General features: G+C 54.3%; 14 protein-coding genes. 9 read left to right on the top strand and 5 right to left on the bottom strand.

Annotation, left to right across the window (positions count from 1 at the left end):
- Positions 1–30: 30 nt before the first annotated feature.
- A complete protein-coding gene (locus ACOQFT_RS01845; protein ID WP_421596369.1) occupies positions 31–3963 on the bottom strand; it encodes a tetratricopeptide repeat protein in 3933 nt (1310 codons plus the stop codon).
- Between the two features lie 530 nt (positions 3964–4493).
- Complete coding sequence (locus tag ACOQFT_RS01840; RefSeq protein ID WP_421596368.1) at positions 4494–4802, bottom strand: hypothetical protein; 309 nt, start codon at positions 4800–4802, stop codon at positions 4494–4496.
- Between the two features lie 699 nt (positions 4803–5501).
- On the opposite strand from ACOQFT_RS01840, the gene ACOQFT_RS01835 reads away from it, so the two are divergent.
- From ACOQFT_RS01835 to ACOQFT_RS01795, 9 genes are all read left to right on the top strand, one after another.
- Positions 5502–5873 carry a DUF3768 domain-containing protein gene (locus tag ACOQFT_RS01835; protein WP_421596367.1) on the top strand — a complete coding sequence of 124 codons (372 nt, stop codon included), beginning with the start codon at positions 5502–5504 and terminating at the stop codon, positions 5871–5873.
- 304 nt (positions 5874–6177) lie between these two features.
- On the top strand, positions 6178–8040 hold the full coding sequence (locus ACOQFT_RS01830; protein WP_421596366.1) for a ParB/RepB/Spo0J family partition protein: 1863 nt from the start codon (positions 6178–6180) through the stop codon (positions 8038–8040).
- Positions 8041–8215: 175 nt separating this feature from the next.
- On the top strand, positions 8216–8473 hold the full coding sequence (locus ACOQFT_RS01825; protein WP_421596365.1) for an antitoxin: 258 nt from the start codon (positions 8216–8218) through the stop codon (positions 8471–8473).
- Entirely contained in the window at positions 8470–8862 is a 393-nt protein-coding gene (locus tag ACOQFT_RS01820) for a type II toxin-antitoxin system VapC family toxin (protein ID WP_421596364.1), read from the top strand. The genes ACOQFT_RS01825 and ACOQFT_RS01820 overlap by 4 nt, the downstream gene beginning before the upstream one ends.
- Positions 8859–9401 (top strand): hypothetical protein, encoded by a 543-nt coding sequence (locus ACOQFT_RS01815; protein WP_421596363.1) that lies wholly within the window; start codon positions 8859–8861, stop codon positions 9399–9401. Before ACOQFT_RS01820 ends, ACOQFT_RS01815 begins: the two co-directional genes overlap by 4 nt.
- 505 nt (positions 9402–9906) lie before the next feature.
- Entirely contained in the window at positions 9907–10269 is a 363-nt protein-coding gene (locus tag ACOQFT_RS01810) for a hypothetical protein (protein ID WP_421596362.1), read from the top strand.
- 852 nt (positions 10270–11121) lie between these two features.
- On the top strand, positions 11122–11988 hold the full coding sequence (locus ACOQFT_RS01805; protein WP_421596361.1) for a DUF932 domain-containing protein: 867 nt from the start codon (positions 11122–11124) through the stop codon (positions 11986–11988).
- The gene (locus ACOQFT_RS01800) at positions 11985–12188 is read left to right on the top strand and encodes a hypothetical protein (protein ID WP_421596360.1); all 204 of its coding nucleotides are present in this window, start codon (positions 11985–11987) and stop codon (positions 12186–12188) included. The genes ACOQFT_RS01805 and ACOQFT_RS01800 overlap by 4 nt, the downstream gene beginning before the upstream one ends.
- Entirely contained in the window at positions 12185–12994 is an 810-nt protein-coding gene (locus tag ACOQFT_RS01795) for an N-6 DNA methylase (RefSeq protein ID WP_421596359.1), read from the top strand. Before ACOQFT_RS01800 ends, ACOQFT_RS01795 begins: the two co-directional genes overlap by 4 nt.
- 215 nt (positions 12995–13209) lie before the next feature.
- On the opposite strand, the gene ACOQFT_RS01790 is transcribed toward ACOQFT_RS01795, so the two are convergent.
- The 3 genes from ACOQFT_RS01790 to ACOQFT_RS01780 are packed head-to-tail and all read right to left on the bottom strand — an operon-like array spanning position 13210 to position 14718.
- The gene (locus ACOQFT_RS01790; protein ID WP_421596358.1) at positions 13210–13455 is read right to left on the bottom strand and encodes a hypothetical protein; all 246 of its coding nucleotides are present in this window, start codon (positions 13453–13455) and stop codon (positions 13210–13212) included.
- Positions 13452–13904, bottom strand: a complete 453-nt coding sequence (locus tag ACOQFT_RS01785; protein WP_421596357.1) for a hypothetical protein — start codon at positions 13902–13904, stop codon at positions 13452–13454. Before ACOQFT_RS01785 ends, ACOQFT_RS01790 begins: the two co-directional genes overlap by 4 nt.
- Entirely contained in the window at positions 13891–14718 is an 828-nt protein-coding gene (locus tag ACOQFT_RS01780; RefSeq protein WP_421596356.1) for an AAA family ATPase, read from the bottom strand. Before ACOQFT_RS01780 ends, ACOQFT_RS01785 begins: the two co-directional genes overlap by 14 nt.
- Positions 14719–15107: the final 389 nt, after the last annotated feature.

Genomic DNA, 15107 nt, shown 5'->3' with positions numbered 1-15107 from the left:
AGTGATGGCGCACAGAAACACAGCTCAGAGCTACTCACCCGGAAATTGAATCTGTAGAACATTAGTGACCGCCTCAGAGAACTCAGAGATAGGCAAAAAGTGACCTCTGGTCCATTTGAATACAAAAATTCTGAGGCTTTTTGATGCGGCTACATAGATCAATGCTAGGGTCGTCGCCCAGTCGTCGCTCCGGTATCTGAGCAGTTTCCTCAAAATTGTACTGCAATACTTTTGCTTATTATGTTTGCTGAGCTTGCTAGAACGCCAGATGAGAGCAATGCAATCAGATGCAACATGATAATGCGAGACAATGTCCGCGTCGCGTGTGCCCAGAAAATCTGCCACGGCTTCAAAGTCATCAAATTCAAAGTCACTATTCTTTGCAACTTCCGCCAACACACCTGCGTTGACCGACAAATGCGCATGTCCCCGATAGGCGAGACCGATGACGAAGCGGCAATATTCTTTGAAATCCAAAAAGTTGTTCGCCGATGCATACATGAAAACACTTTGCAGCCACATACCATCAACGTTGAGTTCGTGCTTTGCAATGTTTCTGTAGTGCAGGTCTTCGGACAGCAAAAGCTTTCCATCAGATGCAATAAATGCTGCATCAAATACACTTTGTGAAATGTTTTGGAGCAACTCCCGCGAAGCTTCTGATAAGTCATCGGGCGCTGCACTCGGAAGAATCTGACAATATGAGGAAATATCTGAGTGGACGTCATTTAAGAACTGCTCTTGACGGCGCACGTCTGTCTCTGAGTGCTCTTCTTTCCAGAATTCTCCATTTTTCCAACTTAACCCGAAGCGTTCACCAGGTTCGTTTTCCAACTCAACAAGCATTCTTGTTGTTTCATCCAGACAGGTTTGCGGAATATATAGAGTTCCAAATACTTTCTTAAGTGCTTTGAATGCACCCAACGTAGCAACCGTCCAAGCAGTATAAGCGTCGAGAACTACTCCATCAATTCGTCGTCTGTCTATTAAGGAAAACGCTTCCGACCTTTCTGTATCTAAACCTCTGCAAGCGATAATTTGCGCACCCAAAGAACGCAAATAATGCCCAAACTGTATTGCCGAGGAGCTTTGCATTGCTGCGATAAATGCGAGAGGGAAGCCGTTTTCAATGTAATAGTCAGCGATGTTTTGGTGATATTCCGCTCTTTGGCGAACGTATTCTAAGATTGGTTGAACGTCGCCTTCGGCCATTCTCATCTGGCCCATCAATCTAGAATCTGGAAACAGAACTGAAAAACCGTCCATTATTTTCCGGCAGGCCTGACCGTATTTATGCTCGATGTTTGTAATTTTCCAATTAACTGTATCGATCCCAAAGGCGTCCTTGATCTCGAACTCAAATCCAACTGCATGACCCAAGCATTGATTGGCAATCGGATTGTCGGAAGCCCTGACCGCTCTTGGAAATAAGTGTTTTGGCTCGTTTTCGGGATCGTCACAAACTAAAAGTTCGACACACTCACCGTCCGCACGTTCAAGTTTAACCCAACAATCATTTTCGACAACTGAAACGGATGGAACAACTCGCTCGTTTGGCCCATGTCTCGTGTTCATCAGTATCAGTGTGCATAGGCCATTGTGAACTTCAGGGCTTTCTGGAGCCTCTGCAAGTGAACTATATGCAACCACCATTGCCTTCTCAGGATAGCCCTGAGACATAAGAAAATGGGCATAGGTCGCTTGCTCTTCACCGCTACCACTTAAATCAAGTTTGCTCATTTCTTCTGAAAGAGCATTAATTTCATTTTCTTTGCGCGACCGCACTAACAATGACAAAAGAGGGAGATAAAGCCCGAGATCAGGGTCTTCTGAGTGCTTTATCGCGTCCCTAAAACAGCGTTCGGACTGCGCCAACGCACCACGGTTAAAATGAAAGACAGCTTCACGCTCAAGAAAATAGGGCAGTTTTTTGAGATCAGGGGGCAGTCCCTCAAAAAATCTGACTGCAGATTTTGAGGCCGGAATCAGATTAACATATGCCGTCGCAAGAAGACGTAGTTCGTCGTTGTCACGTTCAGTGTTCACGAGACTACCAAGCGACTGAACGATGGTTGCCCAGTCACGCTCTTTGTAAGCATAGTTCGCGAGCATAATTTTAGATGCATGTTCGTTTGAGGCGGAAATCTTCTGCACAGCCGCCAAGTAAAGATCATGCGCTTCGTCGACGTACCCTTTTTTGTTCAGCGCGCTGAGCAGCAATAGATAGCATCTGAAATCGCTCTCTATTCCCTCCGCTAGGTCAAGTATCTGCTGTGCCGAAACGGCACCTTCAAAGGTGACGAGCTGTGCGACTTTCACCGCAAGCGTGAACATTTCTATCTCATGAGGCTCAGCCAGTATGGTTACCTGTCCCGCTAAGCCTTTAATCGTGTTCCAATCTCTCTCCTGGAGAGCGTGATAAAAAGAAAAATGAAATTTTGGCTTTTCAGATGAAAGACGACCGATAGCGCCTTTGAAAATCTCATTGTCGCCAATATTGAATGCCATCTGAGCTACGCGGATCGCGACCGCTTCGTCCGCGAGTACGTCGTCGTGAGCGTCGTTGACCAGCGTTGTGAAGTTATCGATATCAGTTAGCAAATCACAGCTTAGTATCAGGTTCGCAAACAGCCCCAATTCCTCTGACTGCACAACTGCTTGGCTCGCCTGATGCTGCTTCCAAAGGTGGAGCAGATCAGCTTGCGCTGTTTGGAGTTCAGAAATTCTATGTTGTGGGACGTTGTACTTATTGGAAATTCCTTCCTCAGTAAGAACCTCGTCAATGATAGCTTCCGCTGCCGCCTGACGAACATAGTTTTCATCTGGATATTGATTGCGCAGGTTTTTAGCAAACTTCCACCAATCCGGGGTTAACTCTCGCTGCCTTTGATAAAAGAGATAAGCAATTTGAACTGGCTTTGATGATCGAACGCACTCCGGCACTAAGCTCAATGGGTTGGACGCTTTTGGGTCTTGCCGAAGAGCTTGAACCAAATACCCAGCGAGATCTTCGTTGGTTTCGTCTTTTGACAACCCTTCTTCACAAACTGACCGTGCTTGTCGCCAGTTGCCCTGCATCAAATAAGCCATCGCCAAATTTGCCTTAGCTTTTGGCTCCTCGGGAGCCAGTGCGCATGCCTCAACAAGAAGTTTTGACGCGGCATCGCCCTCACCAAGTGCAAACATACACGAAGCAACGTTGGCTTTTATGCGAAACCTGAGGCGCCCACCCACATTTTTCTCGAGGCGATCTTCGAGGTTCTTAAACATCTCAATTGCATCAAGCGGACGGCCAGAATTCGCAATTTCCCGATAGCTATCGATCTCTTGATCAATGTGTTTTTCAAGTGGGTCGGGGGGTGTCGTTTCCCCAAGCGCACCTAATGGGACAGTTGCTCCAGCTTGAGTAACCTGCATATACGCATCCAGCTTATCATGCAGAGCAGCTTGGCCCGCGCCAATCTGACTAATCCCATCTTTTATGCCGTCTGAGTGCCATGTGTAGTCCGGGCAAAACGCCTTTATAGCCTCGGGAAACCTCTGAATTTCCCGTTGGACGCTATCCCAACCCCAGACTTGGATCGAAATTAGCCGATCATGTTCCGACTTTATTTCTAGCTCCAGTTCGCGTGCTAGTTTTTGGAGCTTGGCATCATCTGGAGCTGTGGAAATTATGAAGTATTCCGCTAGAAGCGGACAAAACGAGAGAGCCTTAGTGACTTCCTCTCTTACTATCTCCTCAGTTAACTCTTTGTCGTGCCCTTTTAGCTTACACTGAATGCCGACGAATTTTTCTGGGTTTCCGTCGCGTTTTCCGACAATATCCACTCCCTGTTGAGCTTGTCCGCGACGGCCGTAGGTATTTGTATTCGGATCGTTTAGCAGCTTGCGGAATAACTCAATTGGAGCTCGCTCAAGGACATGCTCATCAGTGGGTTTGGGAATCTGAATCGATGCGTACATGCACAATTTATTCTATAGCGGATTTCCGGAGGCACAACATATACGCGTCATACCCAACTTAGAAGTCAGAAAAAACACAAACATATGGGCATCTGTTTCTTCGGTAAGTGTGTTGCGGCGTTTATTCTGGGGACGGAATCAATAGAAATCCAGTTTGGTGCAGTGATTTGGATGCTGGGAGTGCCAATCGTAACGTGTTGAGTCAGGGTTGCATCACCCTAACTTGGTGCGACGAACACCATCATTGTTCGACTTTGGGGCTATGAAGGTATTGAACGGCGGTAACGATAGCTTAGCGCGCGATTACTCGAAGTCGAAACCCAGGCTGCTGACGCGCTCCATAAACTTGAAACACAAAAACTCCGACGAGGCTATGTTCCGGTCGGAGCATAGTCGTTGGATCTCATGGTCAGAGGATGCGCTCTATTCAATGGATTGGTACGCAGCAAGGCATGTATGAAAGCACCGCATCGGAGGTTCTTCCAACAGGGCAATACAACGCTAAAGATGCCAACCCAGCGTGATATTGTTCAGGGCTTGTTGCTATCAATCCAGCGGGACATCATATTGCGATCCCGAAAGCACTCGTCCGGAACCGGACTGCGCTTGATCCGGGCGATGCGTTCCGCGAAAGCCACCTGCTTGGAGCTTGGCCGGGTGTCGCGTACGCGAGGTGCTGACCTCTGCGTGTCGATCCACTGGCTCATCGCGCGCCGATCTTGCTGGATTTCCCATGGCAAAACGACGTTTTGTTGCTCTGCCAACTTGCGTGCATAGGCAAGTTGCTTGGCCGTTGCAGGCAGTGCTGTCTGTGTTTCTGAACTGGCAGATCCGGACATGTGTTCTTCCCTTTGGCAGCGTCACTAAAGAATAGAACAAAAGGGGTTCAAAATCAAGGATATTGTGCAACTGTAAAGATCGCATACTAAATGTGGTGTTGCCGCCGATGGAGGGTAACACGCGTGCTTTTGTTTTCTGACAGGACCATGCAAACGGTGAATTGAGACCCGCGCGCGGCGCGCGGCTCACATTGATCAACTGACAGGGCAGGGGGTCGACGCGCCTCGCGCGCTCACCCCAACCCTGACATTACATCTACTGCGATCGCAGACCGCGGAGCGGTCTGCTGCGCTTGTTTTCCCGAACGTCAGGGGGCCGAAAAGCTCTCGTATCTGATCCGGTCCAGGAGGAAGGCGTGAGGAGAGAGCCGCGTCACAGGCGCGGCTCGCATTTCTCCGTTTTTGTACGCCTCAAGCAGAAATCGTGAAAATCCCGGTTCCTCCCACGCGCCAGCGCGCAGGTCCCTCCCAAATTTGCCCGATTTCAGCCTGACCCCCTGTCCTCGGATCAGATCCGGATCTTTTCCATCGGCCCCCCTCCTTCGCCGGGAAAAACTTGAATGGGTGCGGGTGTCGATGTCAGTCCAGCAGGCGTTCGGGTGAAGCCCTCACCCTTAGCCTGCTGTGTTCATAACAAACCGCAAGCGGCTAGGCCGGGCGCAGATCGGCCACCGCATCACCACGAAAGAGAGGTCCACTATGGCTGCAATCGCAAAACAGACCGAGGAAGCAGGTCAGGTCGATTATGCCCTCATCGCTCAGCAGAATGACGCTTTCCGCAAGCGTCTACCCGAGGGTGGAGAGGGGATCATCGTTCAGACAACCGCTATCGACAATATGGGTTCCAGCTTTGTTGCAGCTTGCCTGAACCAAATCGCCACCTATGACGATTTCAAAGAGGACAACGATCCCCACGGAACCCATGAGATGGGATTTATGGAAGTCATGGGCCACAAGGTCTGGTTCAAGATCGATCTGTACGACGAGAAATATCAGTACGGAACACCCGCGCCGACCGATCTGAGCAAGACGCGCCGTGTCCTGACCATCTTATTCCCAAGCGATTATTGAGTTCGGCAGCAGGGTTTCTCTAACCCGCGCCGAGGCTGGCCTGTCGAGCAGGCCCAAGGGGAGGGCGATGAACGCCCTTCCTCCACCATCACCACAACAGAAAGGAAGGTGAGAATTTGAACCCATACACCATTGAGCGTCAACGTCAGTTGGCTTGGAAGAACCTCAAGAAGGGCGGCCTCTCCACCAAGATCGCCCGCGCCTTCTTGAAGAAACACGCCGCCGCCTAAGCGGCCTCGCTCTACCCCGGAAGGGGTAGGGCACCCTTACCACGAAACTTCACAATGAGAAAAGGGTTACCCCTATGACTAAGCAAACCAATATCACTGCAACCGAGGCCCGCTTTCCGCTGGCATCGCTGACACTTTCCCCCATCAACCCGCGCCAGACCGTACCAGAGGCCGAGATTGTTGAACTGGCGGAATCCATCTGGACTGTTGGCCTGATCCAGAGCATCGCCGGTCTGGCCGACGACAAGGGCGGCGCTGAAATCGTGGCTGGTGGGCGTCGCCTGCGCGCGCTGCAATCTCTGGCTGAACAGCACGACGACCTTGCCGACATCCGCCCGGAACTGGCGAACCCGCTGGTGATGATTGCGCCCGATGTTGAAACCGCCCAGACATGGGCGACTGCGGAGAACATCACGCGCAAGAACCTGTCACCTGCCGAGGAAATCCGCGCCTATGGCAAGATGGACAAGGCCGGTGCGCCCGCCGCTGGCATCGCCCGCGCCTTTGCCGTGACAGAGGGCCATGTTTACAAGCGCTTGAAACTGGCAGGCCTGCCGGAACAGGTGATTGACGCACTTGCTGCCACGGAAATCAACCTTGGCGAGGCGGCTGCGTTTACGATCTGCGACGACGCCGACCTGATTTTGCAAGTGCTGGAACAGGTCCGGAAAGGCCACTTGTCGGAATACCAGATCAAGAACATGCTGAAACCGGATGCGGTCAGCGCGTCGGATCGGCGGGCAAAATATGTTGGTCTGGATGCCTACAAAGAGGCCGGTGGCCGTGTGTCTGGCGATCTGTTCGCCGAAAAGACCCTGCTGGATGATGAGGCAATCCTTGATCAATGCTTCGCCGACAAGCTGGCGGTGGCCGCACGCACAGTCCGTCAGGAACAGGGTTGGAAATGGGCTGAGGTCGTCGATGCGACCTATTTTGGCGGCTACGATATCGACCAGATGAAATGCGCCCGCATCTATGCCGAGCAAGGCGACCTGACCGAGGAACAGGCCGAGCGCTATGACGAACTGGCCGAACTTGCAGAGGCGGAGGTTCTGGACGCGGCAGGCGAAGCCGAGTTGCAGGCGCTGCAAACCATTCTGGACGGAAGCTACTCAGACGTTCAAAAGGATTGCGCCGGGATCATCCTGCATGTCAGCAATTCGGGTGAGTTGAGCGTGATCGAAGGGCTGGTGAAGCCCGAGGACAAAGAGGCGGCGGTTGCTGCGGGCGTACTGGCCGCATCGAAGCACAAGACGTCCGATGCCATCGACACGTCCAGTAAGCCGCGCATGTCTCAGGCGCTGGTTGATGATCTGGCCCGCGTGGTGACAGGTGCGCGCCAACATGCCGCCGTCAACGATCCTGATCTGATCCTTGCCCTGCTGGCCTTTCAGGTTTCAGGCGGTACGAAATACGGCAATCCAATTGGCCTGAATGCAAGCGATGTACCGAACTGGCCAACCACCGAGGGCAGCGGTTACGAATTGGATGAGCGCCTGACGACACCAACCGAATGGGACGGCGATGCCTTTGACCGCGATCTGGCGAAGGCGTTCCGCAAGTTCCGCAAAAAGGGTGACGACCACGTTCAGGCTGAGTTGATCCGGCATCTGGCGGGGCTTCTCAGCGGCGGCGACAAGACGCTGAAAACCCTGATCGACAAAGAGGTCAAGACCGACATTCGCGCAGTCTGGACGCCAACTTTCGACAACTTCTTTAGCCGGATTGCAGGACCATACCTCAACGACATCTGGCGCACCGTTCTGGGTCTCAAGGAGGGCAACTATCAGGTGAACAATTTCGAGAGCCTCAAGGTGGGCGAAAAGCGCAAGAAGATGGATGCGCTGTTCAACGACCCGGAGACCCGTGCGGCGATGAAGCTGAGCAAGGCGGTCGAGAAGCGGATCGCCACATGGGTGCCCGAGGGCATGGTCTAAAAACCGCAGGCGGGGCGCGCAAGCGCCCTGCCACGCCGATGATGTTTCTGCAGGCGGTAACGGGTTGAAAGCGAACGCGGAAAACAGCCGATGGAGGCGGGTTTTCAGTCAGCTTTAGCTTGTATGGAGGGGCAAGGCGATATATATTTATGATAGATACCAAATGGAGGTGACAATGCCAGATACTGCGGTTGCAAAAGTGTTCATGACCGGCCGGTCTCAGGCGGTTCGGTTGCCAAAAGAATTCCGGTTCAAGACAGATGAAGTGCGGATCAGGGCCGAAGGCTCAAAGGTCATTCTTGAACCCATCGAAAACGATTGGGAGTGGTTGGACGAGTTGCACAAGCTGGGTCCGCTCGATGAGGATGCGGCGCAGGCCGCCGAAGAAGATGTACCGCCGCAGGATCGCCCCGAACTGGATGTGTTCAGGTGAAATTCTTGCTCGACACCAACGCCGTCATTGGGATCATCGCGGCCAATAGCAGCCTGATTTCCAGCTTGTCCGAGCATGTTCCAGGTGACTTCGCGGTGCCGTCTGTCGTCATGTATGAGCTCTATTGGGGTGCTTACAAAAGCGCGAAGGTTGCTGAGAATGTGGCGCGTGTGGATGCGCTCAGGTTTGAAGTGCTTGACCTGTCAGCCGCCGATGCGAAAGCCGCTGGCCTGATCCGCGCTGATCTGTACAGGAAAGGCACGCCGATAGGGGCCTATGATTTGTTGATCGCAGGGCAGGCGGTTTCGCGCTCCCTGACGCTCATCACCAACAATGTCAAAGAGTTTCGCCGGATTGAAAATCTGATCTACGAGGACTGGCAATCATGACCAAAGTCACCACGCCACCCGCTGCAGAGAGCACAATCCGCCGCGTGTGGAAATCTGCGCAGATGTATATCGCGTTCCACAAGGACCAGAAAAAGCGCAAACGCGAGGAACCGAAGCTTTGGCCGCCGAAGAACGGCAGCGCATCTCTGCATAGTGATGTCACCGAGCAGGAGGCCATTGTCGTCGTCAAATCCGCTGATCCCGAAGACACCCAGGATGTGCAAATCAAACTGCATCCCAGTCGGATCGTTGTGCGTCGTGATGCCGATAAATGGTGGCAGGGTGTTGCGATGGACGATCATTCGGTGACCGTCCGCATGGCCGACAACACGATCATTGAAATCCGGCATGACGGGTCGATTAAACGCCGGTCCGCCGAGGATGAAACCCATGTTGAAGCGGATGGCAGCATTTTCAAATGGACGCCGCACGCAGAGTCAACGATGACCGGCGACGGGATCGAAATGTCCCGCCGCACCGACGATCGCATTGCGGCAATCACATATGACGGCGTTGTGGATCGGGCCCGCAAGCGCTAAGCTGGCTTCATTACCTCCAGATTTTCCTTCGGTTAGACTGGTGGCCCGCATCGTCGGGCCATTCTTTTGTCATTGTACCGGCGTCGATGTTCCTCTGTTGTCGCTTGGCACCTGGGGTCGTTGCCCCATGTGCCGGCCCGACTGGTCGCTTCGCTGTGACGGCCGCTATTGCGTCCGGTGCATCCCCGAACCGTGGCACCAGGACATCCGCGGCCCACCGCCTCCGCTGATAGAAAAGGGCGACTTGCGCAACCACGCGCTGTACCAATCTCTTGTAGGTCATCCCGTTTCAAGAAGGCCATCAGCTCGCGGATCTGAGCAATGCGCGTGTGATGGATCGACTTGGTTTCGCCGCCATCAGATGTGGATCGGTGCTCAAGCCTTTCACTCGCATCGGCCCCGGTAGTTCGTGCCGTTTCACAGGTCTGACAGTCTTCACTCCGTTGCCAGTGATGATCCTCGCTCCCCGTATTTCTTCAAGATGAACATATGCGAGCAGTCGGGAATGGCGCTGCTGATCTGGCAACAGATCAGCAGCTTCAACGGCTATTTTCCGCAGCCGGACAAGCCCGGCTTTGCATCGCGAAACAAAATAACCGCTGACATCCCCTTAGTGCCCGCAAAAGCCATGTTCATCGAAACACTCAAAAGCGAGGATCTGAAAATGGCAACTCAAACTCTGAAGCTGAATGTCAAAACCGGTGAAAAAGATGGTACGAACTACTGGGACCGCTGCGGGGTTCTCTTCGTAAACACCGACGACGTTTCCGGCGAAATCAAGTCGATCACCGTCAAACACAGCATGTTCCCCGGTGTTGAAATGGTGGCCTTCCCGAAGCGGAACGACGAGGACGGCGTAACCGAATAGCCGAAGGGCAGGGCGGCGCAAGTCGCCCGTTCCTGTGCTCCGGCTTCTGGCCGGAACCAGAGCGCCTGAAGGTGATCTAGATGCTGCCACCGCAGAGCAGTCTTGGGACATGCTTAGCGACGCATCAATAGTAACGCCTGATAGCCTGATCGCGTCGGGTATTCTTGAGTGGGCTTTTCCCAATCAACTGAGTGGCCGGGAGTCAACATAGTGATCAGGGCAAATCACGCGCCTTCAGCGCATGACCGCGTGCTAGGCTCCAGCCGGCCTTACCGGCTTACGCCCCGAACCACACACGCCCATTCTCCCTGCGGCCCGAGTGCTGTGAAACCTGTCTCATCCGAGCCAGCCTTCACCGCGGCCGCAAGTCGTCTGGTCACGTCCGTTTCGGCCCTTCGGGTGACGCCCGTTCGCTTCGCCTTTTGCAAGGACCACGCTCGATAGACATCGAGCAAAGCGCAGACCGACAAGCGGTCTGCGGCGCTTGTTTTCCCGAACGTCAGGGGGCCGAAAAGCTCTCGTATCTGATCCAGCCCAGAGGGAAGGCGCGAAGAGAGACCCGCGCCATGGGCGCGGCTCACATTTCTCTTTCCCATGCGCCTCAAGCAGAAAAACGGCTTTCACGCGCAGAGCGCGCAAACCTTCCGTTTTTCAGCCTGACCCCCAGTCCTCTGATCAGATCCGGATCTTTTCCATCGGCCCCCCTCCTTCGCCGGGAAACACGCGGAGGGGCGAGGGTCGCTGATGTCAGTCCAGCAGGCCGTTTCCTTGGCCTGCTGTGTTCACAACCAACAGCAAGCGGACAGGTCGGGCGCAGATCGGCCACCGCATCACCACAGAGGAACATTCCTGATGACTTACAATCGTTACATGCGGGGCATGTCATGCGGCGGACTGGTGACAGGGGAGGCGTTGACCAACGACCAGCTACGCCATGCTGTCCCGTCAATTTTCGCAACCGAAGGTCACGAGAGCCGATCCGACCGCTTTGTGCCGGTTCCGACCGTAAACGTTCTGGACGGGTTGCGGAAAGAAGGGTTTGACCCGTTCTATGCCCAGCAGGCGAACACCCGTGTACCGGGCAAGGCTGCGTTTACCAAGCACATGCTGAGGCTTCGTCACCGCTCGATCACGAACAGCGATGGCGAGTCCTTCGAAATAGTTCTGGTCAACGCCAATGACGGGACCAGCAGCTATCAGATGATCCCCGGCTATTTCCGGTTTGTCTGCGCCAATGGCCTGATGGTGGGTGATACCTTTAACGAGGTGAAGGTGCGGCACTCGGGAAACGCGGTGTCCGAAGTCATTGAAGGCGCGTTTACCGTTCTGGACGATGCCGAAGAAATCACGGAGCAGGTGCAAGATTTCAAGGCCATCACCGTGAACGACGCGGAACGGAAGATTTTGGCCGAAGCCGCACACCAGTTGCGTTTTCCCGATGCGGCCAAAGAAGGTGGAAAACCTGCGCCGATTGATGCGACACGGTTGCTCAGCACGCGCCGTAACACCGACCGCACCGCCGATCTGTGGACCGCGTTCAACGTGGTTCAGGAAAATGTCATCCGAGGCGGGATTTACGGGCGTGTCCGGACAGCCGATGGGCGGACCCGCCGTCAGCGGACCCGCGCCGTTGCCGGGATCGACCAGAACAAGGCGCTCAATCGCGCGCTTTGGACGCTGACCGAGAAAATGGCCGAACTGAAAGGGGGCGGCGCATGAGCGCCCCCTTTACCGTCCATTGCTCGAACTGCGGCGGGCAGAACGTGAGACGGGACGCCCATGCAGAATGGAACGCAGAGCTACAGCAATGGGAGCTTTCTGCGGTTTATGACGCTTGGGACTGCGACGATTGCGGCCATTCGGTTTCAGTCTATGAGCAGGCCGTTCATGACCCGTCCGAAATCAAGGCGTCAGCATGATTGCGGCGGTCAATGATTTTGTCCGGATCATCAACGAGCTTGACCGATCCAAGCACCGGGACGAGATTTTCCGTGATTTCTGCGAACTGTCCTATTGCGCCTTGGCAAAGCGTGCCTGCCCCGATGAAGCCCAAAGAGACGCGCTTGAGAACCAGTATATGGAGGTGGTCGGGCGCTATCGCAACAAAGACGACATCCGCCGGATGCCCGAACTGCTGGCGATCATGGCGGGCACGATCGGCAACGGTGGGTGTGATTTTCTCGGCATGGTCGCGGGTGAGCTTGGCGTACTGGATGCCAAGCTGGGCCAGTTTTTCACGCCTTATGAAGTGTCGCGCATGATGGCGGAAATGACCTTGACCAATGCCAAAGCGATCATCGAGGCGGAAGGGTTCATAACGATTGACGAACCCGCCGCCGGGGCGGGCGGCATGTTGCTGGCCGTGGCCGATACCATCGAGGGTATGGGCTTTGAATTGGAAACAAGCGTCTGGTTCCGGGCAACCGAGTTGTCACGCGCGACCTATCACATGGCCTACCTGCAACTCACCGCGCGCGGGCTAGCGGGTCAGGTCATTCACGGCAACAGCATCAGTTTGGAAACCTATGCGGGCGCGTACACCGCCGCTGCGCCTGTGTTCTTTGCGGCGAATGGTGATCCGTTTGCGAAGCAACGCGCAGAACGGGAAGCTCAGGCCAATGTTGATGCAGAAAGTGCCGCACAAGAGCAAGCGGCCCGCAAGGAGCGCATTAAAACACTGGGTGATGGCCCGGCAATTCAGGGCGACCAGCTCAGCCTCTTTTGAGGCTGGGCTATTTTTCTCGGAAAGTCGTCTCCGCTGGCGGGGTCGAGGGTTATCCAGTCCGGTCAATTTCAGCCCCGGGCGAAATTGGCCTGACCGAAGCAGGCTGTAAGCAGAGACCCCAAATATCTCCGCGTCAGCCTGTGGTTAACCCTCGGCCAGCGGTGCCCTGACCACCAGCGTGACATTGGAGGTTTGTCACGACAGATCAAACGGGATCAATGTACCTTTCTTTCCTGCATCGTTTTTCTGATCATCTTGGCAATTTCTTTGTCGTTTTCCAACATCACTTGCCGGAACAACCTTCCGACGTTCACACCCGCTCGCAATGCAGGCGGAACATCTTCCAGCAGGTCCAGAAATTCCCTCTCTACTTCACCGCCTTCAAGGGCTGAAACCTGAAACCGGATCGGAGTCCGCACGACACTCTTGGGTTCATTCGTGGCTTTTTTACGCTTGCTCATCGTGCATCCCCATTCAGGTTGTGCCGGATCATGGCCGCAATGGCGGCATCGTTGTCTTGCAGGACCTCTTTGAAAAAGGCTCCAAGGTTAAAGTTTTTCTGGAAGGCGGCAGGTATGTTGGATCGGACCTCTTCCAGTGCCGCCGCAATCTCACTGCCGTCTGAAGTTGATATCTGAACCCTGATCGGTTGCCCAGTGGCACCTAGGTCTTCGGGCTGGGCAGGTTCTTTCTGCTTTGGTTTCGCAGGGGCCGGATTTAACCGTTTTGGTTTTGCGGTCGATGTCCCGTCTGCCACCTGCTCAGTCTTCGCCTCTAAGACAGGCTCAGATTCCGGCTTTGCCTCAGCTGCAGGTTCGGTCTTTTCCCGCTTACTCAGATCCGTCACAGTTGGCGCGATGTCTGACGCAGCTCCGTTTAGCAGGCTGTCTATACTCTTAGGCCGCGACATGTTTGGCCTCGCTTTCTTTCAAGGCCTTCAACACAAAATCAGCGTTGCTCAGCGCCTTTTGGCACCGATCCGCCATACGGCGGGCGTTCGACCTGGCTGACTGCGTATCCGCCTGTTCCATGGCTTCTTCAGCAAAGCCCATCAACTGCCCGATCGTTGTGCCCGTCCGCAGCGCGTCATCCATAGCGGCTGTGTCGGCGATTCCGCCGACACAGTGAAACTGCTTTGCCAGCGCCTGTTTGCCCTTCTGAATTCCGGCTGACTGCGCGACAGATTGCCGGGTGAACACAATCCGAAACTTTTCTTTCGGGTCCGCAGTGCTGCCAATTTGCTGCAAAGCCGCCTCACACGATCTGTATGTGACCAGGATAGGCTTGTATTCTGCCGATGATCCATCAGACGGGCAGAGCACCATGTCGGCAACAGCCATCGCCATCGCGGCGGTCATGCTGGGCTCACCTTTGGTGTCGATCAGCAGGTAGTCAAAGCCCCCCGCCTCTTCGGCCGCAAGAATGTGGGCATAAGCGAGTTTCGCATTTTCTGCGTCTTCCTTGGCAAACTGCCCGGCCTCGATCAGAAGTTCATCGGCGGGGAGCGGCTCCAGCCCGTTATTCGGATTCAACCATTCCGAGAGTGTTCCTTGTGAATCCAGATCAAGGATACGGACACGTTTGCCCTGATGGTGCAAAGCGGAAGCGAAGGCGACGAGCATGGAAGACTTTCCCGCCCCACCTTTGGAGTTTGCGGCTGCATAGATTTTCAATTTGGTCTCCGGGTCTGCGCCCGAAAGCCTCGCCGCGCAGCGGCGTGCCACAAACGGGCTCGCGATTGCAAGTTATCGCGCGACCCGTCACCCGCGCTGAAAACTACGCTATTGCTTTTCTAAGCAATACTCAACCGTCTATAACTAGGAATGCCAAAAGGGTATTGCCAACAGACGTTTGCCATATGCCAGATGGTTGGCGATTATCAGGCATTTGGAACTTGCCAATGGTCCGGTGCCATGTGCCATCTGGCAAAGCCCGCCAGCCAGACGGCGACAGCGTAATGGCATTCGCCATGGAGCAGACGCCGGTCGGTGTGTAGTACGCGGCAAGCGGCTGTGCCTCGCGCTACGGACCGTCTACATCCTACGCTTACTTTGCGGGATAATACAGATTGTGCTATCGACAATCTGTTGGACTTGCAGTCGGCTACCAAATC

Origin of the sequence: Ruegeria sp. MALMAid1280 (genome assembly GCF_049195285.1) — a bacterium.
In the GTDB taxonomy this organism is placed as follows: domain Bacteria; phylum Pseudomonadota; class Alphaproteobacteria; order Rhodobacterales; family Rhodobacteraceae; genus Ruegeria.
Note: the sequence above shows the minus strand (reverse complement) of the source record. Positions and strands in the feature narration are given on the sequence as shown.